The sequence below is a fragment of the Brevundimonas sp. G8 genome (assembly GCF_902506205.1).
GTDB lineage: Bacteria > Pseudomonadota > Alphaproteobacteria > Caulobacterales > Caulobacteraceae > Brevundimonas.
In genome coordinates this window covers 1070655-1094422 of sequence record NZ_LR732816.1, presented here as the reverse complement: position 1 = coordinate 1094422, position 23768 = coordinate 1070655, and the positions used below count along the sequence as shown (strand labels likewise).

The window sequence follows — 23768 nt, the reverse complement described above, 5'->3', positions numbered from 1 at the left end:
GATTTTATCGGCGGAACGCTGCGTCGCCACGATTTGGTCGTGTCTGCACCGCCTTACCCTTCCCACGGGCGCCTTGAATGATCGGCCCGACCGAAAGAGACCGAATGCGTAAACTGCTCCTCGTCGGCTGCGCCGCACTGGTGCTCGGCGGATCCGCCGCTGCTGTCAGCAGCCAGACCCCTCGCAACGAAACCTTCCGCATGCTGGAGCTGTTCGGCGACGTGGTCGGCATCGTCGAGCAGGCCTACGTCGTCCCGGTCGACAACAAGAAACTGATTGAGGCCGCGCTGGCCGGCATGATGACGGCGCTGGACCCGCACTCCAACTATCTGCCGCCTTCCAACTACGACGAGCTGCGCGAGCGCACCGAGGGCCAGTATTCGGGCGTCGGCCTGACCATCAGCGCCGACGGCGGCATGGTGAAGGTCATCTCGCCGATGGACGACAGCCCCGCCGCCAAGGCCGGGGTCCAGGCAGGCGACGTCATCTCCTCGATCGAGGGCCAGAACGCGGCCGGCCTGACGGTCAGCCAGGTGTCCGAGAAGCTGCGCGGCGCCGTGGGCACCAGCGTCAAGGTCACCTTCCTGCGTGACGGCTCCGATCCGCTTGAGGTCGTCCTGACCCGCGAGGTCATCAAGGTCCAGTCGGTCACCGGTCGGGTGGAGGGCGACTTCGGCTATCTGCGCGTCTCGACCTTCAACGAAAACACCGGGCGCGAGCTGAACGAGGCCATCGCCAAGATCAAGGCCGAGAAGCCGGGCGTGAAGGGCTATGTCCTTGACCTGCGCAACAACGGCGGCGGTTTGTTGAACGCCGCCATCGACGTGTCCGACGCCTTCCTGGAGCGCGGTGAGATCGTCAGCCAGCGCGGCCGCAAGCCCGAGCAGATCCAGCGCTATTCCGCCAAGCCCGGCGACATCACCGGCGGCCTGCCGCTGGTCGTGCTGGTCAACTATGGCTCGGCCTCGGCGTCGGAAATCGTCGCCGGCGCCCTGAAGGATCATCAGCGCGCGACCGTGGTCGGCCTGACCAGCTTCGGCAAGGGATCGGTCCAGACGGTGATCCCGCTGCGCCAAGGCCAGGACGGCGCCCTGTCGATCACGACCGCGCGCTACTACACGCCGTCGGGCGCCTCGATCCAGAAGATCGGCATCGAGCCGGATCTGGAGGTCGCCCGGTCCGAGGCCGAGGCGCGCATCGTCTCGCGCTCCAGCTTCATCTATTCCGAAGCCGCCTACGCCACGGCGCTGGACGCCTCCATCGGCGCCGAGCGCAAGGGGCCGCACACGCCGCGCGAAGCCCCTGGCGAGAGCTTCGACAAGGAAAAGGATTACCAGCTTCAGCGGGCGCTGGACGTCCTGCGCGCCGGCGGAGACCTGTCGAAACTGTCGGCTGCGCCCGAAGGCATCGTCGTCACCGAGCCGGGCTCGACGCCCAAGCCCGACGCCGAGCCGGCGGCGGACGAACCGAAAGAAGAATAGGACGGGGAAGGGCGGCGCGAGCCGCCCTTTTCTTTGCGATCAGGACAGTCGGTCGCGGAATTCCGAATAGTCGAACTCGCGCACCAGCCTCAGCGCGTCCGTCTCGCTGTTCCACAGGGCGATGGCCGGAAGCGGCACCCCGTTGAAGGTGTTGGTCTTCACCATCGAATAGTGGGCTTGGTCCAGAAACGCGATGCGTGTCCCCGACGTCGGCGGCGTCTCGAAGACATAGTCGCCGATGATGTCGCCAGCCAGGCACGACGGCCCGCCCAGCCGGAATGTCGTGCCGGTTTCGCCCTCGTTCAGCATGGCCGGGCGATAGGGCGCCTCGATCACATCGGGCATGTGGCAGGTCGCGGAGATGTCGGTGATGGCGACCGCGATGCCGTTGTCGAAGGTGTCCAGCACCTCGCCGACAAGAATCCCGGCATCCAGCGCCATGATGTCGCGACCGATCGACGGAAGGGTCTCGATGTCGGCGAGGTTCAGGTTGCTGCGCGGCGAGGTGCGCAGACCGCCCGAGCGAACGCCCGTCACGACCACGTCGTCCACCTGGGCGGCGCTTTCGCCGGCGCCGGCGATGACCAGTTCGATGGAAACCGGCGTGCCGATACCGATCGTGGCGACCTGAGCCGCGGCGTCGCCGGCGGCGGATGCGCTACGGACCAGATAGGGGCCGCCGACGCGCAGGCCGCGCGACGAGAACTGACCGTTCGGATCGGTGAAGGTCGTGGAAGTGGTGCCCGACGGAACGTGGACCACGGTGACGGTCGCGCCGCCCACCGGCGAACCGGCAGCGTCATAGACGACGCCCGAGATGCCGCCGGTGGTTTCTTGTGCGAAGACGGCCGTCGAGGCGGACATCATGATGGCGACGGCCGAAGCGCCGTACGCCAGTTTCCGGAAGGTCATTAGCTATCCCCAGCTGGTGGACCGAAAATGGTCGAGGACATGTTCAAGACATGTCGCAATCCAGCCCCCTCTAGGACTCATGTTGAACCCTGGGACGACATTTATGTGACAGGTACATGACAGCGCCCAGAGAGTGGTCTCGGCGCCACACCTTCGGGATTCGTATCTTACGTTCAGTCCGAGGTACGCTCGAAGACGTCCGCGATGCCGCGCGCCGTCGGCACGATCGCGTGGGGTTCGTGGAAGTTCCCGTTGACCTGGCTCTGGGCGATCACATGGGCGCGGAAGCGGGTGAACAAAGCGGTATTGGGCGCCTGGGGCGCAGACCAGAAGGCGTCGATCGGTTGCTGGTCGGTCAGGCCGTCGAAGTCGAAGAAGGCGTCGCCCATGACCTTGACCGGCGTATGGAAGCCCAAGGCCGACAGGGCGGCGCTGGAGTTGTTGACCACCATGCCTTGCGATGCGCGACACAGGGCGGCGAGATTGCCGCCGTCGATAAAATCGACGCGGCCCGCCAACCCATGCTCTTGCGCCAGACGCATCGTAACGGCGCGCAGGTTCACCAGACCGGGGTCCAGAGGGTGGTTCTTGACTACCAACCGAGCATTCGACGGAGCCCGAGCGGCAAAGCTGGCGACGACCGCCGTCAGGAAAGCGCGATTGTCGGCGTAGCGCGAATATCGCAGCAACTGCGCATCGCCTTCGCGTTGCAGACAGGCAATGAAGAAGTCGCCCCGCGCCTTGATGACGTCGGCGTCGCAATTTTCGGCCTTGCGGAAAGCGAGGCCGACATAGCGTCTGATATGGCCGACGCACTGTTTCAGCGGGGAAAAGACGTAAGGGGCGCTGTAATGCGGGAACAGCGCCTTTCCGATCACCTGGACCGCGTGATAGGCGCTGATATTGGCCACATGGTGCGGCAAGATTTTGCCGATCGCGACCGGTTCGGGGAGGCGCGGCGCGGGTTCGGGATAGCCGTCGCGGAACCGGGGCAAGGCGCTGGAACCGTTGACGCCGTTGCGCTCGACCGTCACCCAGTCGGGGCGGAAATAGCCGTTCTCCAGCACCCATATACGGGCATCCAGAGCCTCGGCCGCCGCCAGAACGGCGCGATTGTAGACGCCGGCTTCTCCGAACACGACGATGTCGCTGAAGCCTGCGGCGAACGCTTCCAGACTATCGACCCACACCTTGGCTGTATCCTTGAACACCAGACCACCCGGCCGCCGCCAATTCATGGCGTCCCCTGCGTTGAAGATCATCCGGTTCACGACGGCGCCGCGCGCCTCAAGCACCGAGGCCATCGCCGGTCCGAACGCCCCGAAAGGCGCTGAGACGATCAGAAATCGACGCCCCGCCAACGGCTGCGAGTCAAGCCGCTTGGAGGGTGGAAAAGAGGAGATGACGGCCGATTGAGCGGCATGGGGCGCTCGAAGTCGCAGTTGGACATCGGGACGGACGCCGTCCGCCCTAAGCCGATAGCGACGGCGGCGACGTGCTGAAAGCATTCTCGAGGACGAGCGCAGGTCCACCATTACGCCCACCCGTGCGATTGCACCGCGGCATGAGCAGTCGCGAGACCGATACAATCACAACGTTTGCAAGGGGAGGTCATTATCGCCCTTGTGTCGCGACGATCGGGTGCAATCAATCGAAATCGCCAGATCATGGACGGTTTTGACGCGCCAACTCCACGACATGGCTTTTTCGCATCAAAACCGCCGCCGCCCTGAAGGCGACGACGGCTTGATGTCTTGGAATCGACAGCTTCCATGATCTGCAAGCCGCCGGTCTGGAACTCCAGACCGGCTTCCTCGGAGGTCTTAGAAGTTGATGTCGATGGTCGCGCGGCGGTTGAGCGGTTCACGCACACCGTCGGCGGTCGGCTTGGCCAGGTTGGTTTCGCCCTTGCCGTCGAGGGCGATGACGCCGCCGTTGACGCCTGCAGCAACCAGCGAGTCCGCGACGGTGCGCGAACGGCGGTTGGACAGACCCAGGTTATAGGCGGCCGAACCCGAGGTATCGGTGTAGCCGACGATCAGGACGCGCGTCGGGCGACCCGACTTGGCGTAGTTGGCGGCCTGTGTCACCACCGAACGGGCTTCCGCCGTCAGGTCCGAGCGATCCCAGTCGAAGTAGACCACGAACTGGCGAGCGACCGGGGTCTGAGCGACCGGCGGCNACCTGACCTACCGCTATCTGACGGGCGACGCTTCGTTCGCCTCGACGACGGTCGGCGGTACGCAGTTCGGCGAATGGGACGGCGACTACGATCAGTCGCACACCGTGACCCTGGGCCTGCGCTACAGCTTCGGTGCGTCTTCCGCACCGAAGCTGTAGCGCAGGCCCAGGGTCACGGTGTGCGACTGATCGTAGTCGCCGTCCCATTCGCCGAACTGCGTACCGCCGACCGTCGTCGAGGCGAACGAAGCGTCGCCCGTCAGATAGCGGTAGGTCAGGTCGATGTTGGCGCGGTCGCTGACGGCCCAAGCCAGACCGGCGATCGCCTGAGCGGCGAACTTGGTCGAGGTGTCATCGACGTTGAAAGCTGCGGTGCGGTTAGCGCGCAGATTGCCGATCGTGTTGGTATCGACGCGGTTTACACCAGCGCCCAGGCCAACGAAGGGACGAACGCCCCAGTATTCGAAGCCGAAGTCATAGATGACGTTCGCCATCAGGGCGGCGGACTCGATGTCGCCTTCGGGCGAGAAGCAGCCGCCCGTCGCCGGGGTCAGGTTGCAAAGGCCCTGCGTGCCAGAAACGGCGCGGACCTTGCCGATATCGCCCGAGCGATAGCCGCCTTCGAGTTCAACGCGCCAGTTGGGGTTGAAGCGATAGCCGAGACGGGCGAACGCCGCCCAGCCGTTGTTCACTTCATAGTTCCACGACGCACCGGTCGTCGACGACTCGGCATTGATGTCGTCGATCATGTGGTAACCGGCGTCGATCGCGCCGTACCAGCCGTTCGGTTCTGCCGACGCAGCACCAGCCGACAGGGCCAGGGCGGCCGCTGCGCTGGAGGCCAGCACGAAAGTCTTCATACGCATAGGGGGTGGCCCTCCGCCTTTGTTATAGTAGGGGCGGGTCTACCGCCTAAGCGGGTCTTATCAGCCTTGCTGTGGAAGGTCGAGGCGGAAACGTGACCGCACACGCTGCACAAACGCACACCGTGGCGTTGATGATACAGGTAAATTTGGCGTCCTGGCTACGAATTGTTAAGATTCAGCCCTCCGCGCGTCACAATCGACGAACGTTCGGACAATAACTCATCCGAGCACCTTCTGTTCGTCGGCGCGTCGCGCCTGCGTCATCTGCATCCCTAGCCACTCAGCGATCAGAGCCGGTTTGTCGCCGCCTTCGATCTCCACGGTCAGTTCGTGCTTCAACAGCCAGCGACCGCCCCCCTTGTCTTCGGCGGATAGCAGTTTGAACCGGCCTCGGATGCGTGATCCCGCCGGTACCGAGGCCAGGAACCTTAGCTTGTCGAAGCCGTAGTTGACCCCCATCACCACCCCGTCCAGGGGGGCGACCGCGTCGTAGCTCATGGCAGACGCCAGGCTCAACGTCAGGAACCCATGGGCGATGGTTCCACCGAACGGCGTGGCCTTGGCTGCCTCGGGGTCGACGTGGATGAACTGGTGATCCTCGGTGCAGTCGGCGAAGGCGTCGATCCGGGCCTGGGTGACATCGAACCATTTCGATAGCCCGACCTCCTGGCCGATCAGTCCCTGAAGTTCACTGGCCTTAGTCATCGCGTCCTCCCTCGTTTGCTTTGAGGCGAGGTTGGCCGACCCGCGTGGCGAAGGAAAGCCCTCAGCCGCCGAACCGACCCTCGATGATCTCGGCATACAGTGTCGGATCGACATTGCCGCCTGACAGGATGATCGCCGTCGTCAGCCCTTCCGTCCCGATCTTTCCGGCCAACAGAGCCGCCAGGGAAACTGCGCCGCCGGGCTCGATGACCAGCTTCAGATGGCGGAAGGAGAAGCGCATGGCCTCGGCGACCTCAGCGTCCGACACGGTGATGGCGCCCGCCAGCCGCCGGTTGATCGGCCAGGTCAGGACGCCTGGCATCGGCGACATCAGGGCGTCGCAGATCGAGGGCGCGCCTTGCGGATGACCGACCCGCTCGCCCGCCGCCAACGACCGCGCCGTGTCGTCGAACGCTTCGGGTTCGACGACGAACACCGGGGTCGAAGGGCTGCGTTCGCCCATGACCAGATTGACCCCGGCCATCAATCCGCCGCCCGAAGCGCCGCACAGTAGCTGGTCGAACGGCGCATCGGCCTGATCCAGCATCTCCAGCGCCGTCGTTCCCTGCCCCTCGATAATGGAGGGATCGTCGAACGGCGGCACCAGGATCGATCCCCTCTCGGCGGCGATGCCGGCGCCGATCGCCTCGCGGCTTTCGGTCCAGCGATCGTAAAACCGCACCTCGCCGCCGAAACCGATCACCCCCTCGACCTTCACCTTGGGCGAATCCGACGGCATGACGATGATGGCCGGCATCCCGACGAGTGCAGCGGCGGCGGCTACCCCCTGCGCATGGTTGCCGGACGAGAAGGCGACCACCCCGCGCGTCTTCTCGTCGGCGCTCAGGCGACTGATGCGGTTATAGGCGCCGCGAAACTTGAAAGCCCCGCCCCGCTGCAGATTCTCTGCCTTCATCAGGACACGCCCGCCCACGATGGCGTTCAAGGCGGGGCTTTCGAGCAGCGGCGTGCGGACGGCGACGCCGTCGATCTGACGGGCGGCGTCGAGTACGCCTTCATAGCTGGGCAGGTGCGTCGTCATATGCTCCCCTTAGACCGAACCACAGGCGTCGCCCAAGACGTGACCGGGAGAGAAATGAATGAGCCTGATTCTCGCCATCGACCAGGGCACGACCTCGACGCGGGCCATCGCTTTCGAGGTCCGCGACCAGGATCTGCATCCCGTCGCGGTCAGCCAGATCGAGTTGGCCCAGCACTTTCCCAAATCCGGCCGGGTCGAGCATGATGCGGCCGAAATCTGGACCGCGACCCTTCAGACCTGCCGAGAGGTGGTGCGCAAAGCGGGCGGCGTCGCCCGTTTCGCCGCCATCGGCATCACCAACCAGCGCGAGACGGCGGTGATCTGGGACGCCCTGACCGGTGAGCCCCTGCACCGCGCTATCGTCTGGCAGGACCGCCGCACCGCCGACGTCACCGCTCGCCTGACCGCAGAGGGCCATGAACCCATGGTCCAGGCTGCGACCGGCTTGATCCTGGATCCCTATTTCTCGGCGACCAAGTTCGCCTGGCTGCTGGACGCCGTGCCGGGATCGCGCGAGCGGGCGGCGAAGGGTGAGGTCAAGCTGGGCACGATCGACGCCTGGCTGATCTGGAAACTGACCGGCGGCCGGGTCCACGCCACCGATGCGACCAATGCGTCCCGCACCGCCTTGATGGACCTGAAGACGGTCGAATGGCGTGACGACCTGTGCGCCCTGTTCGATGTGCCGCGCGAAGCCCTGCCCATCATCGTCCCTTGCGCGGGCGTCATCAGCGAGACCGATCCGGCGCTGTTTGGCCGGCCTCTGCCTATCGCCGGATCGGCAGGCGACCAGCAGTCGGCCCTGGTCGGCCACGGCGCGCTGAAAGCCGGCGACGCCAAGATCACCTATGGCACCGGCGCCTTCCTGGTCGCCAATGTCGGGGCCGAGCCCGTGGCCTCGACGCGCCGGTTGCTGGGCACGCTGGGCTACCAGGCCGACGGTCAGACCGCCTATGCGCTGGAGGGGTCGATCTTCTCAGCCGGATCGGCGATCCAGTGGCTGAGGGACGGGGTCAAGCTGATCTCGGAGTCGCGTCAGTCGGAGGCGATGGCGCAGGAGCTTCCCGACAACGGCGGGGTCTATATGGTGCCGGGCTTCACCGGCCTGGGCGCACCTTGGTGGGAGCCGGAGGCGCGCGGAACTGTCGTCGGGCTGACGCGGGATTCCGGACCCGCCCATTTCGTCCGCGCCGCGCTTGAGGCATTGGCCTATCAGACGCGCGACCTTCTGGACGCCCTGGCCCAGGACGGCGCCCCGCCGCTGAAGACGCTGAAGGTGGACGGCGGCGTCACCGCCAACAGTTTCGCCATGCAGTTCGTCGCCGACATCTGCAAGGTCGAGGTCGAGCGGCCCGCGTTTCAGGAAATGACGGCCCTGGGCGCCGCGCGCCTAGCGGCCCTGGGCGTCGGCCTGCTGCCCGACCTCGAGGCTCGACCGGCCGAGGCCCCGGCCTGCTGGAAACCCCGCATGGGCCAGGCCGAACGCGAGCGTCTGCTTTCCGGCTGGCGTCGCGCCGTGAAGGCCGCCATCATCGCCGCGCCGGACCGGGCCTAAGATCCGGGCGGCGCAAGGAAACGCCAAAAGAACGGACTGGGTCGCCCATGACCGACGCCTCTTCCCTCGACGCGCAAACGACCTTTTCCGGCACGCGCGAGGTCGATCCCCGCTATCGTCTGGACGAGGCGGCGCTGGACGCCTGGATGACCGCCCATGTCGCGGGCCACGCGGGCCCGTTGGCGGTGCGTCAGTTCAAGGGGGGCCAGTCGAACCCCACATATGAGCTCACCACGCCCACGGCCACCTATGTGCTGCGCCGCAAGCCGCCCGGCGTCCTTTTGCCCAGCGCCCACGCCGTGGACCGCGAGTTTCAGGTCATCTCGGCCCTCGCCGCCCAAGGCTTCCCGGTGGCGAAACCCCATGCCCTGTGCCTGGACGAGGCCGTCATCGGCTCGATCTTCTATGTGATGGACAAGGTCGAAGGGCGGATCTTCTGGGATCTGAAACTGCCCGGCCTGACCCCCGCCGAACGCCGGGCCGTCTATGAGGCGCAGACGGATACGCTGGCCCGGTTGCACGCCTTCGACCCCGCCGCCATCGGGCTGGGCGACTATGGCAAGGCTGGCAACTATTTCGCCCGCCAGGTCGGCCGCTGGACCAAACAGTATCGCGCCTCGGAAACCGAGCCCGTTCCCGCCATGGACCGACTGATCACCTTCCTGCCCGACAGCCTGCCGGCAGAGGGGCCAAGCCGTATCGTCCACGGCGACTTCCGTCTCGACAACATGATCCTGGCGCCTGACCGTGCCGAGGTCCGAGCCGTGCTGGACTGGGAGCTGTCGACCTTGGGTGATCCGATGGCCGACTTCTCCTATCTGCTGATCGCCTGGGCCATTCCGGCCAGCTTGCGCAACGGCCTGGCCGGCGCCGATCTGGAGGCCCTGGGCATCCCGTCCGTCGAGGAGACGGTCGAACGCTACGCCGCCGCGACGGGCATGCGGCCCGCCGATCTGGACTGGCTCTACGCCTACAACCTGTTCCGTCTGGCGGCCATCTGCCAAGGCATCGCCGGCCGCGTCCGCGACGGCACCGCCGCCAGCGCCCACGCCAGGACCATGGCCGCCCAGGTCGGCCCCCTCAGCGATGCGGCCTGGGGGTTCGCGAAGACGGCGGGAGCGTAGATCAGACGCCGAGCCACTCCAAATCGCCAGGAAGCTCATCGGCTGCATAATCGATCTGAAGAACGCGCCGTCTCATGGGCCGGGCTGCGGCGTCCGAGGCGTGCAAAATCGGCGTTGCGTACAGCCAGATATCGCCAGCCTTGGCGAGGCAGACTTGAACGCCGCACTGTCGAACGACCCCAGGGACATCGTCAATCGCAACCCGGCCATAATGGTGAGAGCCCGACGCGATCAGGAGCGGTGCATTGTCTTCGGAGACATCGTCCAGATGCACCCGCAAGGTCACCATACGCGAAAGCAGATCGAACGGCGGCGCGACATGCTGCATTCCCGCTTTCAGGGACCAGGGACCAAATCCATCGACGGCGACACGCCGCTCGACGCAGATCATGCGGTCCTGATGCCAATCCAGCGACCAATTGGTTTCAGCCGTCTTGTCAAAAAGAATAGCCCGGACGGGCCGGCTGGCATCACCAAGCACCTCGGCGGCAACGGCCCCTATCCGTCCGTCTGGCGCCAAATATCGGCTTAGTCGATCAATGCCGTGTAGGCGGACGCCCGCGCGATCAGAGGGAAGGTCGGCGAGGATCGTGCAGAGCGTATCGAGGTCATCCGAAACCGCGCCGTGAAAACGCTGGGCGCCCAAGTTCTGAAACGCCGCATGATCGAGCGTCATAAGCTTAGACATCAGTCCCTGACGGCGGCGCCCAGGATGCGTTTGTCGGTCTTGCCCTGGACCAGCACCGCAACCGCCTCGCCGGAGCGGGCGGGGGGCAGGGTGTAGAGCATGGGGCGGCCGCGCCATTCGCCCAGGCGGGTCACGCCGCGCACGACGTTCATGTGCCGCACGGCCTGGCCACGGTTCTCGCCTTGGCGGACCTCGACCACCTGAGGGCCGGGCGTATAGGTCACCGCCACGACCTCGGCGCCGCCGACAGGCGCGCGTCCCGAGCCGACGCCGACGCCGTTTCCGTTCTCGCGGAACTCGATCTGGGGCGGCCAGGCCTGGCGAACGGCTTCCTGGCCGATGGCGGTTTCAAGCTCAAAGCTGCGGGCGCCCGACACCTGACGACGGCCGTCGATCACCACCTGGGGCGTCGAGACGCCGCGCTGATGCAGGGCGGCGCGATAGGCGCGCTGGCGCTGGACGAACTCGGGCCGGGCGAAGGTGTCGGTCCAGCCCAGATAGTCCCAGTAGTCGACGCCATAGGTCAGCGCGATCACGCCGGGCTGGGACGCAGCCTTTTCCACCGCCGCATTGGCCTCGATGCAGCCGCCGCAGCCTTGGGCGGTGAACAGTTCGACCACCACGGGCGGGCCGTTGGCTGTGGCGTGGCGCGGCGCAAGCGGAGGTCGGCCAGCCGCCGGCTGGGCCGCCGAGGCGACGGACATAAGGGCGCCCGCCATGACCGTTCCCGCGATGATCCAGCCCTTGGTGTTCATGGCGTTGTTCTTACCCCAGGCCCGATGCGGAACGCCTCATATTCGCGTGACCAACTCTGGGCTCAGCCAGCGCGAAGCGCGATAGCCCGAGAGAATGAGCTCTCAGTCCATCAGTTGTTGCGACAGATAGACATAATGCCTGGCCCAGCGGCGGGCGTTGGCGACCGGGTCGGCGTCGTTGGAGTGACCCCCCGCCGTGTCCTCGTAATAGAGATGGTCGTGGCCCTGGTCGCCCAGTCGGGCGGCGAACTTGCGCGCATGGCCGGGGTGGACGCGGTCGTCGCGGGTGTTGGTGGTCAGATAGACGCGCGGATAGGCCACGTCGGGGCGGAGCTGCTGGTAAGCCGAATATTCAGCGATCCAGGCTGCTTCTTCGGGGATGCGCGGGTCGCCGTATTCGCCGATCCACGAGGCGCCGGCCGGCAGCTCGTGATAGCGCAGCATGTCCACGAGCGGGCTCTCGATCACCGCCGCATTGAACAGTTCGGGATGCTGGGTGATCGACACGCTGGTCAGGACACCGCCGTTCGAGCGACCGTATATGCCCAGGCGACGCGGGCTGGTGACGCCCCGCTGTTCCAGATCACGCGCCACAGCGGCGAAGTCGTCGAAAGCCTTCTGGCGGTTGCCATCCAGCGCCGCCTGGTGCCAATCGGGTCCGAACTCGCCGCCGCCGCGGATATTGGCCTGGACGAAGACGCCGCCCCGCTCCAGCCACAGCTTGCCCATCTCGGGCTTGTAGGCCGGGTTCAGGCTGACCTGGAAACCGCCATAGCCCAGCAGGATGGTCGGGTTCGACCCGTCCAGCTGCATGTCGCGCGGGCGGGTGATGAAATAGGGAATCTTGGTTCCGTCGGTCGAGGAGGCCTCATACTGCTCGGTCACGTCGCGCGAGGCGTCGAACTTGGCCGGCGCCGATTTCAGCGTGGTCAGGGTCGCGGCGTCCGCGTCGGCCAGGCTGAGGGTCGGCGGGACCAGGAATCCCTGGGTCGAGACGAAGACCTCGCCCCTCGATTTGGACGAGTCGCCCAGACCGACCGCGAGGTTGTCGGGCACGGCGACGGACTGCACGGTCCAAGGGAACTCGCCTCTTGGCGCGAAGATCGAAAGGCGACCGCTGACATTGTCGTTGATGGCGACGACGATCCGATCAGAAAGCACCCTGACATCGGCAATGGCTTGGCGCGGGCTCGGGACGAAGACTTGCGTATCTTGATGACGCGGCCCTGAACGCGAACCGTCAGGGCGATCATGCAAGCTGTCCAACGCCATCGCCATCAGGGCACCGGCGGGGCCACCGCCATACCCGAGCAGCTCCCGACCGAAGACCTCCTCGGGCGTGAACACCAGCATGCCGTCGAGCACGCCATAGATGCTTACCCGCTCAGGGAGTCGCAGCTTGTAAGTTCGGTCGCCCAACAGACGCCACGTCTCCGACCGGAAGGTGTCCAGTGGGCGGGTGATAATAACCGCCGTGACCTGGCCGTCCTTGTCGCGATAGACGGCGGGGCTGACGCCGTAGCCGCCGTCGCCCTGTTCACCGCGATAGACCTCGGTCGCCTGGACCAGGGCCTGGCCGCGCTTCAACGTCTTGACGATGAAGGGATAGCCCGACTCGGTCATGGTTCCGGCGCCGAAATCGGTGGCGACCAGAAGCGTGTCGCGGTCCAGCCATTCGATGCGGTGCTTGCCCTCGGGCAGGCTGAAGCCGTTATCGACGAACGTTTTCGTCATCAGGTCGAACTCGCGCACGACCACCGCATCCTTGCCGCCATCGGACAGGTTGATCAGGCAGCGAGTCTCGTCGGGCGCCAGGCAGTCGGCGCCCTTGAACACCCAGTCGCGCCCTTCAGCCTTTGACAGGGCGTCGATGTCCAGCAGCGTCTCCCACTGGGGCGTGGCGGTGCGGTAGCTGTCCAGCGTCGTGCGGCGCCAGACGCCCTTGGGATTGGTCGCATCCTGCCAGAAGTTGCCGACGCCATCACCCAGGAAACTGGGCGTGGGGATTCGGTCGGTCGCGGTCAGGATCGCCTGCGCCTCGGCCCGGAAGGTCTCGTAGCGGGGGTCCCCGGTCAGGATGGCGAGGGACTTGCGGTTCTCCTCTGCGACGAAAGCCATGGCCTCAGCCCCATCCACCTGCTCCAGCGCCAGATGGTCATCCGCCGCCGCCACGCCCGCCGGGGTTAGGTTCTGAGGGTAACCGGGCGGCGGCCCCATGCGCTCGGGATGCTCATCCGCCCGCCACATTGAGGATTGCGCCGGAGCTGTGGCGCAAGCGCCCAGCAGAAGCGCCGAAATGGAGGCGGACAGGATCAGGTGACGCATTCGAAAACTCCGCAAACTAATCCTCCTCCGCATCGCGGGGAGGGGGGACCGCCGTCAGGCGGTGGAAGAGGCGGAACCAGACAGGGTGCGGCGGGGTCGCCCCCCACTTCGTGGTCCCCCTCCCCCGTTCGCAAGCGCTCACGGGGGAGGATTGAGTTCTATTCCTGCGCCGGCGTGTCCATCAGGCGGCGCGACAGATAGGTGTATTCCAGCGCCAGGCGGCGCGCGGTCTCGCGCAGGTTCGCCCCGGCCGCATGGCCGCCATCGACGTTCTCGTAGAACAGCACCGGATAGCCCAGCTCTTCCAGACGCGCCGCCGCCTTGCGGGCATGGCCCGGATGGACGCGGTCGTCCTTGGTCGAGGTGTGGATGAAGACCTCGGGATAGGGCTGGCCCGCGCGAAGGTTCTGATACGGCGAATATTGCTCGATCCAGGCGCGCTGTTCGGGGATGTCGGGGTCGCCGTATTCGCCGATCCACGAGGCGCCGGCCAGCAGCTTGTGGAAGCGCAGCATGTCGAACAGGGGCACCTGGATGACGGCGGCGTTGATCAGGTCCGGCCGCTGGGTCAGCATCGCGCCCATGAAGAGGCCGCCTTGCGAGCCGCCCATGATGCCCAGCTTGGGCTGGCTGGTGATGTCGCGGGCGATCAGGTCCAGGGCTACGGCCTGGAAATCCTCGTGCGCCCGCTGGCGGTTCTGCTGCAGGGCCGCCTCGTGCCAGCGCGGGCCGAACTCGCCGCCGCCGCGCGTATTGGCGATGACATAGACCCCGCCCCGCTCTAGCCACAGCTTGCCGACCGTCGCCGAATAGCCGGGCAGCAGCGAGCTTTCGAACCCGCCGTAGCCGTAGAGCAAGGTGGGGTTGAAGCCGTCCAGCGGCATGTCCGCCTTATGGACCACGAAATAAGGGATCATCGTGCCGTCGGCTGAGCGGGCCTCGTGCTGATCGACCGTCATGCCCGTCGCGTCGAACTTGGCCGGCATGGACTTCACCTGATCGACCGCGCCGGTCGCCGCATCGGCCAGCCACAGGCTGGACGGGTTGAGATAGCCGGTGACGCTGACGAAAACCTTGTCGTCCTTCTCGGAGGCCGAGCCGATGCCGACCGAGACGTTCTGCGGCAGGTCCAGGGTGGTGTGCGCCCATTCTCCGTCACTTCCTTCTGGGCCAGGCGTATAGACCCGCACCGAACCGCGCACATTGTCATACAGGGCGACGACCAGACGATTGCGCGTGACGTTGACGCCCTCGATCGCCTGACGGTCGGTCGGGCGCAGCACCAGTTGGGCCGGGGTCGCCTGATCGGCCAGCCAGGCCTCCAGCGGCCAGGCGATCAGATCGCCCGTCTTGAAATCCTGACCCGACGGCGCGGTCCAGTCCTGTTTCAGCGACACCAGCAGGCGGCCGTCCACCAGACCGGTGATATCGGACTTGGCCGGAAGCTGGAGCTGGGTCAGGGCGCCGTCGTCGGTCAGCCGCCAGGTCTCGGACGAATAGAAATCCACCGAACGGTTGATCAGCGTCGCCTTCACCACCCCGTCGGCGTCGCGCAGCGTATAGCCGGACACCGAGACGTCTGTGGGCTTGCCGGTGAACAGGGTCTCTGCCTTATCCAGGCCCTGACCGCGCTTCATCCGCTTGACCACCATCGGATAGCCCGAGTCCGTCAGGGTGCCGGGACCGAAGTCGCGCGAGATCAACAGGGTGTCCTTGTCGATCCACGAGGCTCCGCCCTTGGATTCCGGCAGGACGATGCCGCCCTCGACGAACTTGCGCTCGACGCTGTCGAACTCGCGCAGGGTCACCGCGTCCTTGCCGCCGTTCGACAGGCTGAGCAGGCAATAGCGTTCTTCGGGCGCCAGGCAGGTCGCGCCCTTGTAGACCCAGTTCTGGCCCTCGGCTGCGGCCAGGGCGTCGACGTCCAGGATGGTCTGCCACTCGGGTGTCGCGGTGCGATAGCTGTCCAGCGTGGTCCGCCGCCAGACGCCGCGCACGTGCTGGGCGTCCTGCCAGAAGTTGTCGATATGACCGTCGTGGGTGAAGCCGGGCGAGGGGATGCGGTCCTGGGCCTGGACGATCTCCAGCGCCTGCTGATGCAGCGGCTCATAGCGCGCATCGCCCTGCAGCACGGCGAAGGTGCGTTCGTTGTGGGCCTTGACCCACTCCATCGCCCGCTCGCCCTCGACCTCCTCCAGCCACAGATAGGGGTCGGTCGCGTCGCTGGTCGCGAATCCACCGGCAGGGGCGGGAGAAGAAACAGGGGTCTGGGCCATGGATACCGAGGTCAGGCTGGTGGAGGCGAGAAGGGCCGCGAGCGCGACGGCGGAAGAGCGGATCATGGACAGTCCCCGAAAAACGACGCCGGCACCTTAGCGGCGAGACCTAGGGCGGCAAGCGCGCCGCCCGAACCTTACGGCTTTGTCATGATCCTTCGTCAGGGATGCAGAGCAGATTGCCGCAGGCCTTGCAGTGGACGGCGTCCTGATCGTGCGTCTGCAGGCCGCAACGCTCGCAGGGATAGCGCACCTTGTGCGGCTTGATCAGGGCCTGGGCGAGCCGCAGGAACAGCGTGATCCCTACCAGCATGACGGCGATCGACAGCAGTCGCCCCCAAGGGCCAGGCAGGGTCACGTCGCCGAAGCCTGTCGTCGTCAGGGTCGCCACGGTGAAATACAGGGCGTCGACGTAGCCGGAAATGCCGTCGTGGCCTCTGAACGTCGCATAGACGAAACCTGTCGCCACGAAGACGAAGGTGATCAGGTTGGCCAGGGCGCGCGCGATCCCTTCGACCCGCGTATCGTCGAATCGAGCCCCGATGGTTCGCCAGAAAAAATCCGAGTTCAACAGGGTCCACAGCCGCAGCATCCGCAGGAAGCCGAGGTTGAACAGCCAGGCCGGGAACAACAGGGTCGCCAGAACGAACAGATCGACCCAGACGATGGGCCGCTTCAGCCAGTCCTTGATGTCCGCATAGGCATAGGCGCGTGCGGCGAGGTCCAACGCCAGAACGGTGGCGATCAGATAATCCAGCGCATAGAAGGCCCAACCCATATTCTTCAGGATCGGCGCCGCCAGGAAGAAGGCGATGATGGCCAGGTCGATCACGATGACCGTCAGCCGGAACCGCACCGCCGGAGGCTGAGAGCCATGATACAGATAGCGCAGCCGCGCCCGCAGGCGCAGGCCGTCCTGCCGGGATTCGGTGTCGGTCTGAGACAAATCAACCTTCCGCTCGCCCGGGCGAAGCCGGGCTTGATGCACCGGGCACTCAACCGCTTACGGCTCGGCATGTCCAACGGTTCCGACACAGGCGAACCGAGCGGGAGATTTCACGAAACGCGCGCGCGGCCTATATGGCCTGCATGACCCGTCCTTTCGTCAAGATGAACGGCGCCGGCAATGATTTCGTCGTCGTCAATGCGCTGGAACAGCCGTTTGCTCCCGGCGAGGACCAGATTCGCGCCCTGGGCGACCGTGCGACGGGCGAAGGCTTCGACCAGTTGATCGCCATCGAGCCATCCGAAACGGCCGACGCCTTCATGCGGGTCTGGAACGCCGACGGGTCGATGGTCGAGACATGCGGCAACGCCCTACGCTGCGTCGGCTGGCTGTTGATGCAGGCGAACGGCGCGGACCGCGTTGTCATCGACACGGCAGGCGGCCCGACCACCGCCACACGCGCCGGCGATCAACGCGTGACCGTCGACATGGGCAAGCCCCGCCTGGACTGGACCCAGGTGCCGCTGGCCGAGGAGATGGACACGCGTGGGATCGAGCTTCAGGTCGGCCCGATCGATGCGCCGATCCTGCACACGCCGGGCGCCGTCTCGATGGGCAATCCGCACGTGGTCTTCTTCACCGACCGCCAGGACGACGCCTTCGTCACCGGGTCCGGCTCGCTGGTCGAGCATCACCCGATGTTCCCGCAGGGGGTGAATGTCGGCTTCGCCAACGTGCTGGACCGCGATAACATCCGCCTGCGGGTCTGGGAACGCGGGGCCGGTCTGACCAAGGCGTGCGGCACCGGCGCCTGCGCCGCCCTGGTCGCCACAGCGCGGCGAGGCCTCACCGACCGCAAGGCGACGGTAGTCGTGGACGGCGGCGAACTGGTCATCGATTGGGATGCTGAGAGCGATCACGTCCTGATGACCGGGCCGGTCGAGATCGAGCGCACGGGCGTGCTGGCGATCTGAACACCGGCCGTTTTGCGGAAAACCGCACCCAGCCATTCCGTCGGGTCACCTTTTCCGCACAGCCGTTGAGACTGCTGCGGCCGTGACGGCCCTTGCATCCTGATGCTGCGGGATAGGGCCGGATAGGGCGTCGGCGGTTGTCCCTTACCGCCCGCCGCTTTAGGAACAGACAAGCCAATCAGAAACGACGCGCCCGGAAACGCCCAAAGTCATGCCCGATCAGACCGAAAAACAGACCTTCTCCGACCAGGAGGCCCTGGATTTCCACCGCATCCCGACGCCGGGCAAGATCTCCATGGCGCCGACCAAGCCGATGGCGACACAGCGCGATCTGTCGCTTGCCTATTCCCCGGGCGTGGCCGTGCCGGTGCTGGCCATCGCCGCCGATGCGGACAAGGCTTACGACTACACCTCCAAGGGCAATCTGGTCGCCGTGATCTCGAACGGCACCGCCATCCTGGGCCTGGGCAACCTCGGCCACATGGCCTCCAAGCCGGTAATGGAAGGCAAGTCGGTCCTGTTCAAGCGGTTCGCCGACGTCGACAGCTTCGATGTCGAGGTCAAGACCACCGATCCGGACGAGTTCATCACCGTCGTCAAGAACATCGGCGACACCTGGGGCGGCATCAATCTGGAAGACATCAAGTCCCCGGAATGTTTCGTCATCGAGAGCGAACTTCAGGACCTGCTGGACATCCCCGTCTTCCATGACGACCAGCACGGCACAGCCATCATCTCGACCGCCGGCCTGATCAACGCCTGCCATGTGGCGGGCAAGAAGCTGGACGAGGTCAAGGTCGTGCTGGCGGGCGCCGGCGCTGCGGGCCTGTCCTCCATCGCCCTGATGAAGGCCGCGGGCGTCAAGGCCGAGAACACCGTGATCTGCGACCGCGACGGCGTGGTCTACAAGGGTCGCGAACACGGCATGGACCAGTGGAAGGCCGCCCACGCGACCGACACCCCGCTGCGCACCCTAGCCGAGGCCATGGTCGGCGCGGACGTGGTGCTGGGCCTGTCCGCCAAGGGCGCGATCACCAAGGAGATGGTGGCGTCGATGGCCCCCAATCCGATCATCTTCGCCATGGCCAACCCCGATCCCGAGATCACGCCCGAAGACGTCCAGTCGGTGCGATCGGACGCCATCATTGCAACGGGCCGCTCGGACTATGTGAACCAGGTCAACAACGTCCTGGCCTTCCCCTATCTGTTCCGGGGCGCGCTGGACGTGCGGGCGCGCCGCGTGAACCACGAAATGAAGATCGCCTGCGCCCAGGCCCTGGCCGCTCTGGCGCGCGAGGACGTGCCGGACGAGGTCGCCGCCGCCTATCGCGGGCGCAAGCTGAAGTTCGGCCCGGACTATATCATCCCGACCCCGTTCGACCCGCGCCTGATCTGGTACATCCCGCCCTTCATCGCCCAGGCGGCGATGGATACCGGCGTGGCCCGCGTCCAGATCGAGGACATGGACGCCTACCGCAACGCCCTGCGCTCGCGCGTCGATCCGTCCGCCGCCCTGATGCAGAAGATCAGCTCGGCCGTGCGCGGCGGGCCGAACAAGCGCGTCGTCTTCGCCGAGGGTGAAGAACCCGCCGTCATCCGCGCCGCCTGGGGCTTCAAACAGGCTGATCTTGGCACGCCGATCCTGGTCGGGCGTGAGGACCTGATCCGTCAGAACGCCGCCGAGGCGGGTCTGAACTTCGACGAACTGGGAATCGAGATCATCAACGCCCGCGTCTCGGACCACAATGTCGAGGACACCGACTGGCTGTACGAAAAGCTGCAACGTCGGGGTTATCTGCGCCGCGACGTACAGCGGATGATCAATCAGGACCGAAACTATTTCGCCGCCACCCTGGTCGCCAAGGGCCGGGCCGACGCCATGGTCGCGGGCGTGACCCGCAACTTCAACATGGCGCTGAAGGAGGTCCAGCGCGTGCTGGACGTCGAGGACACGCTGATCGGCCTGTCGATCCTTCTGGCCAAGGGCCGGACTCTGTTCGTCGCCGACACCACCATCCACGAACTGCCCAACGCCGAAGAACTCGCCGACATCGCCGTCAAGGCGGCCGAGACGGTGCGCAAGCTGGGCCGTAACCCACGCGTGGCCTTCCTGTCCTATTCGACCTTCGGCAACCCGCCCGGCGACCGCGCCGAAAAGGTGCGCGAGGCGATCCGCATTCTGGACAAGAAGGGCGTCGACTTCGAATACGAGGGCGAAATGCCGCCGGAAGTCGCCCTGGATCCCAAGGGTCACCCGGCCTACGCCTTCAACCGCCTGACCAAGCCCGCCAACATCCTGGTCATGCCCGCCATCCATTCGGCCGCCATCTCGACCAAACTGGTCCAGGCCCTGGGCGGCGCGACCGTGATCGGCCCGCTGCTGGTCGGTCTGGAGAAGCCGGTGCAGATTGTCTCGCTGGGCGCCTCGGTCAGCGAGATCATCACCGCCGCCACCTTCGCCGCCTATGACGCTGGTCCCGCCTTCCAGGGGTCGGGCCTGACCTCGGCGCCGCGCCCGCCGGCGGCCGTGGTCGAGCGTTGAGCGAAACCTCGCCCTTTCCACCCGCCGCCCCGCCGCCCCGGCGGGTGGAGCCGGGCCTCTATCTGGTCGCCACCCCGATCGGGAACCTGCGCGACATGACGCTGAGGGCGCTGGACGTGCTGGCCGCCGCCGATCTGGTGCTGGCCGAGGATACCCGCGTCACCGCCAAATTGCTGGCGGCCTATGGGCTGAAGGCGAAGCTGGAACGCTGCGACGATCACGCGTCGGGCCGCGCCGCCGAACAGGCCATCGCCCGCCTGCGCGAAGGCCAGGTCGTGGCCCTGGTCTCGGACGCGGGCACGCCCCTGGTCAGCGATCCCGGCTTCGTCGTCTCCCGCGCGGTCATCGCCGAGGGCCTGCCCGTCCATCCGATCCCCGGGCCGTCCAGCCTGCTGGCGGCCCTGTGCATCGCCGGCCTGCCTGCCGACCGGGTGCTGTTCGCCGGCTTCCTGCCGCCCAAGACCGCCGGTCGCACCGCCGCGCTGGAAGCGTTGAAAGGCCAGCGCCAGACGCTGGTCTTCTTCGAAAGCGGGCCGCGGCTGAAGGCCAGCCTGACCGACATGGCCGCCGTGCTGGGGCCGCGTCCCGCCGCCGTCGCCCGCGAACTGACCAAACTCTATGAAGAGTGCGTGCGCGGGACGCTGGACGAACTGGCCGTCGACCCGCGCCTGGATGGCCCCAAGGGCGAGATCGTCGTGGTCGTCGGCCCCGGCGAAGAGGTTCAGGCGACCGAGGCCGATGCGGACGCCGCCCTGAAGGACGCCCTGCAGACCCTGTCGACCGGCGACGCCGCCTCGGAGGTCGCCAAGGCCCTGGGGCTGAACCGCAAGACCCTCTATCGCCGCGCGCTGGAGCTGAAGGGCAAGTGAGCCCGCGCCTGCCTCGCCCAGCGCCCATCCGTCGCCCCAAGGCGGCGTGGCGTCAGGCGAAGGGCGGGACGGCGTTCAAGGCCGGGCATGCCGCCGAATGGATCGCCGCCCTGTGGCTGATGCTCCGCGGCTATCGGGTGCTGGGGTTTCGCCTCAAGAGCCGGGCCGGCGAGATCGATTTGCTGGTCTGTCGCGGGCCTGTGCTGGCCGTGGTCGAGGTCAAGCGCCGCGCGACGATGGAGGCGGCGATGCTGGCGCTGAAACCCGACCAGCACGACCGGCTGATCGCAGCGGGCGAGGCGATCCGGCGCAATCGGCCGGGGCTGCAACGTCTTGATTTGAGAATTGATATGGTGGCGCTGGCTCCGTGGCGCGTTCCACGTCATCTTCGCAACGTCGAAAGGCGCTGACGAAGGGATCGCATGACGCGCGAGGAGGCCGAGGCCATCCTGACCGCGGCCGGTCAGGCCGAAGACGACGTCTTCCCCCTGCTGGAGGCCGCGATCGCCTGCGCGATCCACGACCACCCTCTTCGTGATCCCGAACCCGTGCGCGCCCTGGCCCGCAACGCCTGTGAGCGCTTGAAGGAACGGATCGGCGGCGAAAGCCCCGACGACGCCCTGTCCGAAACCCTGTGCGCCGACCTGAGGCTGAACGGCGACCTGATCCACTTCGATCATCCCGGCAACACCGACATCATCGCGGTGGCCGAGCGGCGGCGCGGCCTGTCCGCCGCCCTGGCCGTCTTCTACCTGCATGCCGCGCGCGAGGCCGGGATCGCGGCGGCGGGCGTGGACTTCCCCGGCCATTTCATGATCCGCGTCGAGACGCCGGAAGGGCCGGTGGCGCTGGACCCATTCAGCCAGGGGCGGCTGATCCTGCCCAGCGAGTTGACCCGCCGGGCCCTGCGCGCCGGGCTGATGCCACACGTCGCGGATCGGCTGGACATCCTGATGGCGCCGGTGACGGATCGGCAGTCCCTGATCCGACTGCAGAACGTGCTGTTCAGCCGCGCCATTCGCGGCCAGGACTATGAGGCTGCCGAACGCTCGGCCCTGCGCCGCGCCCTGCTGGATCCCGAAGACCACCGGCCCTGGCTCGACGTCGCCTCGGCGCGCGAGAAACAGGGGGCGTTGGCTGGCTCGCTACAGGCCCTGTCCCGCGCCCACGGCCTGGACGGGGTCGAGGAGGCGCGGCGGTTCACGACGTTCGAACGCGTGCGGATGCAGTTGAACTAGACGACCGCCTCGCCGCGCAGCAGCCGCGGCAGATCGCCCGTCGCGCCGCCGGCCTCCTGCATGAAGGCCCGGCGCAGGGGACCGATGCGGTTGACCGCCGCCATGCCCAGATCGCGCGCCAGGCGCACCGGCGCGATATCGTTTGAGAACAGCCGCACGAAGGCGTCGAAGCCCGCCGCCAGGGCCGCATTGTCGAACCGGCGCCAACGGGCGTAGCGTTCCAACACCGTCTCGGCGCCCAGGTCCTCGCCCAGGCGCGCAGCCTCGGCCAGCACCTCGGCCAGGGCGGCGGCGTCCTTCAGGCCCATGTTCAGCCCCTGGCCCGCGACGGGGTGGACGCCGTGCGCCGCGTCTCCGATCAGGGCGATGCGCGGCGCGACCAGTTTCTCGGCCAGGCTGAGCGCCAGCGGATAGACGAAGCGCGGCCCCTCGACCGTCGCCCCATCCAGAAACTCTCCGAACCGGCGCATCAGATGGGCGTGGAAGGCTTCATCGGAGGCGTCGCGCAAGGCCTCGCCCCGCCGCGTCGTCTCGGTCCAGACCAGGCTGGCGCGCTGATCGGTCAGGGGCAGGATGGCGAAGGGGCCGCTGGGCAGGAAATATTCGTGGGCGATATTGCCGTGGTCGCGACCCAGCCCCACCGTGGCCACGACACCGCTCTGACCATAGCCCCAGCCGACGGTTTCGATCCCGGCCGCGCGGCGCACGGTCGAGCCTCGCCCTTCGGCGCCGACGACCAAGGGCGCGATCAATGTCGATCCATCGGCCAGGGTCACGGTCGCCTTGCCCGCATCGGCCTCGACCCTGGCGACGGTGCCCGGCGCCCGCACCGCGATCCCCGCCCGCGTCACCGCCTCGGCCAAGGCCGTACGAATGCGGCGGTTCTCGACCATGTATCCCAGCGGCTCGCCCCCGGTGCGCCCGCCGATCTCGTCGGCGTCGAAACGCAGGAAGGCCGGCGAGGCCTTGCGGCTGGCCGCGCCCGGTCGCCTGCCGTCCGTCACCAGAATATGGTCCATCCGACAGGCATGGGGACGCAAGGTCTCTCCCAGGCCCAGGGCGTCCAGCATGCGGAAGGTCGAGAAGGCGACGGCGGTCGAGCGCCCGTCGAAGGTCGGCGCCAGCTGGTCGCTGAACGGCTGCGGATCGACCATGACGACCTTCAACCCGCCCTGCGCCGCCGCCAGGGCGAACGCCGCCCCGGTCAGCCCCGCGCCGGCGATAACGATGTCGTAGCGTTCGGTGTCAGCCATGACAGGCTTGTCGCGCCGCCGACGCCAAAGGTCCAG

The 23768-nt window shown here is 66.7% G+C and carries 20 protein-coding genes; 8 read left to right on the top strand and 12 right to left on the bottom strand.

Annotated elements, in window-relative coordinates; translation table 11 throughout:
* Positions 1 to 104 precede the first annotated feature (104 nt).
* Positions 105 to 1481, top strand: a complete 1377-nt coding sequence (locus CHRYSEO8AT_RS05375; RefSeq protein ID WP_159847308.1) for a S41 family peptidase — start codon at positions 105 to 107, stop codon at positions 1479 to 1481.
* Positions 1482 to 1520: 39 nt separating this feature from the next.
* Here CHRYSEO8AT_RS05375 and CHRYSEO8AT_RS05370 read toward each other — a convergent pair whose 3' ends face one another.
* From CHRYSEO8AT_RS05370 to CHRYSEO8AT_RS05350, 6 genes are all read right to left on the bottom strand, one after another.
* A complete protein-coding gene (locus CHRYSEO8AT_RS05370; RefSeq protein WP_236547433.1) occupies positions 1521 to 2393 on the bottom strand; it encodes a carboxypeptidase regulatory-like domain-containing protein in 873 nt (290 codons plus the stop codon).
* A gap of 173 nt (positions 2394 to 2566) precedes the next feature.
* Positions 2567 to 3697: a capsular biosynthesis protein gene (locus CHRYSEO8AT_RS05365; protein ID WP_236547432.1), complete on the bottom strand. Its 1131-nt coding sequence runs from the start codon at positions 3695 to 3697 to the stop codon at positions 2567 to 2569.
* 519 nt (positions 3698 to 4216) lie between these two features.
* On the bottom strand, positions 4217 to 4537 hold the full coding sequence (locus CHRYSEO8AT_RS16100) for an OmpA family protein (protein WP_255451503.1): 321 nt from the start codon (positions 4535 to 4537) through the stop codon (positions 4217 to 4219).
* Positions 4538 to 4696: 159 nt separating this feature from the next.
* The gene (locus tag CHRYSEO8AT_RS16095; protein WP_236547431.1) at positions 4697 to 5440 is read right to left on the bottom strand and encodes an outer membrane protein; all 744 of its coding nucleotides are present in this window, start codon (positions 5438 to 5440) and stop codon (positions 4697 to 4699) included.
* Positions 5441 to 5659: 219 nt separating this feature from the next.
* Positions 5660 to 6145, bottom strand: a complete 486-nt coding sequence (locus tag CHRYSEO8AT_RS05355; protein ID WP_159847305.1) for a MaoC family dehydratase — start codon at positions 6143 to 6145, stop codon at positions 5660 to 5662.
* A 61-nt stretch (positions 6146 to 6206) separates the two neighbouring features.
* On the bottom strand, positions 6207 to 7187 hold the full coding sequence (locus tag CHRYSEO8AT_RS05350; protein ID WP_159847302.1) for a threonine/serine dehydratase: 981 nt from the start codon (positions 7185 to 7187) through the stop codon (positions 6207 to 6209).
* A 58-nt stretch (positions 7188 to 7245) separates the two neighbouring features.
* On the opposite strand from CHRYSEO8AT_RS05350, the gene glpK reads away from it, so the two are divergent.
* Together glpK and CHRYSEO8AT_RS05340 are read left to right on the top strand one after the other, a co-directional pair.
* Positions 7246 to 8742, top strand: coding sequence for a glycerol kinase GlpK (gene glpK, locus CHRYSEO8AT_RS05345; protein ID WP_159847299.1), 1497 nt, complete (start codon positions 7246 to 7248; stop codon positions 8740 to 8742).
* A gap of 47 nt (positions 8743 to 8789) precedes the next feature.
* A complete protein-coding gene (locus CHRYSEO8AT_RS05340; RefSeq protein WP_159847296.1) occupies positions 8790 to 9866 on the top strand; it encodes a phosphotransferase family protein in 1077 nt (358 codons plus the stop codon).
* A gap of 1 nt (position 9867) precedes the next feature.
* Here CHRYSEO8AT_RS05340 and CHRYSEO8AT_RS05335 read toward each other — a convergent pair whose 3' ends face one another.
* The 5 genes from CHRYSEO8AT_RS05335 to CHRYSEO8AT_RS05315 form a co-directional block, all read right to left on the bottom strand.
* Positions 9868 to 10542 carry a phytanoyl-CoA dioxygenase family protein gene (locus CHRYSEO8AT_RS05335; RefSeq protein ID WP_159847293.1) on the bottom strand — a complete coding sequence of 225 codons (675 nt, stop codon included), beginning with the start codon at positions 10540 to 10542 and terminating at the stop codon, positions 9868 to 9870.
* Positions 10543 to 10553: 11 nt separating this feature from the next.
* Positions 10554 to 11309, bottom strand: a complete 756-nt coding sequence (locus tag CHRYSEO8AT_RS05330; RefSeq protein WP_159847290.1) for a thioredoxin family protein — start codon at positions 11307 to 11309, stop codon at positions 10554 to 10556.
* 102 nt (positions 11310 to 11411) lie between these two features.
* On the bottom strand, positions 11412 to 13634 hold the full coding sequence (locus tag CHRYSEO8AT_RS05325) for a prolyl oligopeptidase family protein (protein WP_159847287.1): 2223 nt from the start codon (positions 13632 to 13634) through the stop codon (positions 11412 to 11414).
* A gap of 158 nt (positions 13635 to 13792) precedes the next feature.
* A complete protein-coding gene (locus tag CHRYSEO8AT_RS05320) occupies positions 13793 to 15976 on the bottom strand; it encodes a prolyl oligopeptidase family protein (RefSeq protein WP_159847284.1) in 2184 nt (727 codons plus the stop codon).
* A gap of 82 nt (positions 15977 to 16058) precedes the next feature.
* Positions 16059 to 16856, bottom strand: coding sequence for a potassium channel family protein (locus tag CHRYSEO8AT_RS05315; RefSeq protein ID WP_135194245.1), 798 nt, complete (start codon positions 16854 to 16856; stop codon positions 16059 to 16061).
* Positions 16857 to 16999: 143 nt separating this feature from the next.
* Here CHRYSEO8AT_RS05315 and dapF point away from each other — a divergent pair, with 143 nt between their 5' ends.
* From dapF to CHRYSEO8AT_RS05290, 5 genes are all read left to right on the top strand, one after another.
* Positions 17000 to 17830 carry a diaminopimelate epimerase gene (gene dapF / locus CHRYSEO8AT_RS05310; protein ID WP_201304367.1) on the top strand — a complete coding sequence of 277 codons (831 nt, stop codon included), beginning with the start codon at positions 17000 to 17002 and terminating at the stop codon, positions 17828 to 17830.
* A gap of 211 nt (positions 17831 to 18041) precedes the next feature.
* Entirely contained in the window at positions 18042 to 20372 is a 2331-nt protein-coding gene (locus tag CHRYSEO8AT_RS05305) for an NADP-dependent malic enzyme (protein WP_159847278.1), read from the top strand.
* Positions 20369 to 21241, top strand: coding sequence for a 16S rRNA (cytidine(1402)-2'-O)-methyltransferase (gene rsmI, locus CHRYSEO8AT_RS05300; RefSeq protein ID WP_201304366.1), 873 nt, complete (start codon positions 20369 to 20371; stop codon positions 21239 to 21241). Before CHRYSEO8AT_RS05305 ends, rsmI begins: the two co-directional genes overlap by 4 nt.
* Positions 21238 to 21651: a YraN family protein gene (locus CHRYSEO8AT_RS05295; protein WP_159847275.1), complete on the top strand. Its 414-nt coding sequence runs from the start codon at positions 21238 to 21240 to the stop codon at positions 21649 to 21651. The genes rsmI and CHRYSEO8AT_RS05295 overlap by 4 nt, the downstream gene beginning before the upstream one ends.
* Before the next feature lie 12 nt (positions 21652 to 21663).
* Positions 21664 to 22479 (top strand): transglutaminase family protein, encoded by an 816-nt coding sequence (locus CHRYSEO8AT_RS05290; protein WP_159847272.1) that lies wholly within the window; start codon positions 21664 to 21666, stop codon positions 22477 to 22479.
* Here the strand turns inward: CHRYSEO8AT_RS05290 and CHRYSEO8AT_RS05285 are convergent.
* Positions 22476 to 23732, bottom strand: coding sequence for a UbiH/UbiF/VisC/COQ6 family ubiquinone biosynthesis hydroxylase (locus CHRYSEO8AT_RS05285; RefSeq protein ID WP_159847269.1), 1257 nt, complete (start codon positions 23730 to 23732; stop codon positions 22476 to 22478). The two genes, CHRYSEO8AT_RS05290 and CHRYSEO8AT_RS05285, sit on opposite strands and share 4 nt — an antisense overlap.
* Positions 23733 to 23768: the final 36 nt, after the last annotated feature.

Excerpts from the sequence above, each read along its gene's own strand:
- CHRYSEO8AT_RS05375 (WP_159847308.1), top strand. The coding sequence starts at position 105 with ATGCGTAAACTGCTCCTCGTCGGCTGCGCCGCACTGGTGCTCGGCGGA.
- CHRYSEO8AT_RS05370 (WP_236547433.1), bottom strand. The coding sequence starts at position 2,393 with ATGACCTTCCGGAAACTGGCGTACGGCGCTTCGGCCGTCGCCATCATG.
- CHRYSEO8AT_RS05365 (WP_236547432.1), bottom strand. The coding sequence starts at position 3,697 with ATGGCCTCGGTGCTTGAGGCGCGCGGCGCCGTCGTGAACCGGATGATC.
- CHRYSEO8AT_RS16095 (WP_236547431.1), bottom strand. The coding sequence starts at position 5,440 with ATGCGTATGAAGACTTTCGTGCTGGCCTCCAGCGCAGCGGCCGCCCTG.
- CHRYSEO8AT_RS05355 (WP_159847305.1), bottom strand. The coding sequence starts at position 6,145 with ATGACTAAGGCCAGTGAACTTCAGGGACTGATCGGCCAGGAGGTCGGG.
- CHRYSEO8AT_RS05350 (WP_159847302.1), bottom strand. The coding sequence starts at position 7,187 with ATGACGACGCACCTGCCCAGCTATGAAGGCGTACTCGACGCCGCCCGT.
- glpK (WP_159847299.1), top strand. The coding sequence starts at position 7,246 with ATGAGCCTGATTCTCGCCATCGACCAGGGCACGACCTCGACGCGGGCC.
- CHRYSEO8AT_RS05340 (WP_159847296.1), top strand. The coding sequence starts at position 8,790 with ATGACCGACGCCTCTTCCCTCGACGCGCAAACGACCTTTTCCGGCACG.
- CHRYSEO8AT_RS05335 (WP_159847293.1), bottom strand. The coding sequence starts at position 10,542 with ATGACGCTCGATCATGCGGCGTTTCAGAACTTGGGCGCCCAGCGTTTT.
- CHRYSEO8AT_RS05330 (WP_159847290.1), bottom strand. The coding sequence starts at position 11,309 with ATGAACACCAAGGGCTGGATCATCGCGGGAACGGTCATGGCGGGCGCC.
- CHRYSEO8AT_RS05325 (WP_159847287.1), bottom strand. The coding sequence starts at position 13,634 with ATGCGTCACCTGATCCTGTCCGCCTCCATTTCGGCGCTTCTGCTGGGC.
- CHRYSEO8AT_RS05320 (WP_159847284.1), bottom strand. The coding sequence starts at position 15,976 with ATGATCCGCTCTTCCGCCGTCGCGCTCGCGGCCCTTCTCGCCTCCACC.
- dapF (WP_201304367.1), top strand. The coding sequence starts at position 17,000 with ATGACCCGTCCTTTCGTCAAGATGAACGGCGCCGGCAATGATTTCGTC.
- CHRYSEO8AT_RS05305 (WP_159847278.1), top strand. The coding sequence starts at position 18,042 with ATGCCCGATCAGACCGAAAAACAGACCTTCTCCGACCAGGAGGCCCTG.
- CHRYSEO8AT_RS05290 (WP_159847272.1), top strand. The coding sequence starts at position 21,664 with ATGACGCGCGAGGAGGCCGAGGCCATCCTGACCGCGGCCGGTCAGGCC.
- CHRYSEO8AT_RS05285 (WP_159847269.1), bottom strand. The coding sequence starts at position 23,732 with ATGGCTGACACCGAACGCTACGACATCGTTATCGCCGGCGCGGGGCTG.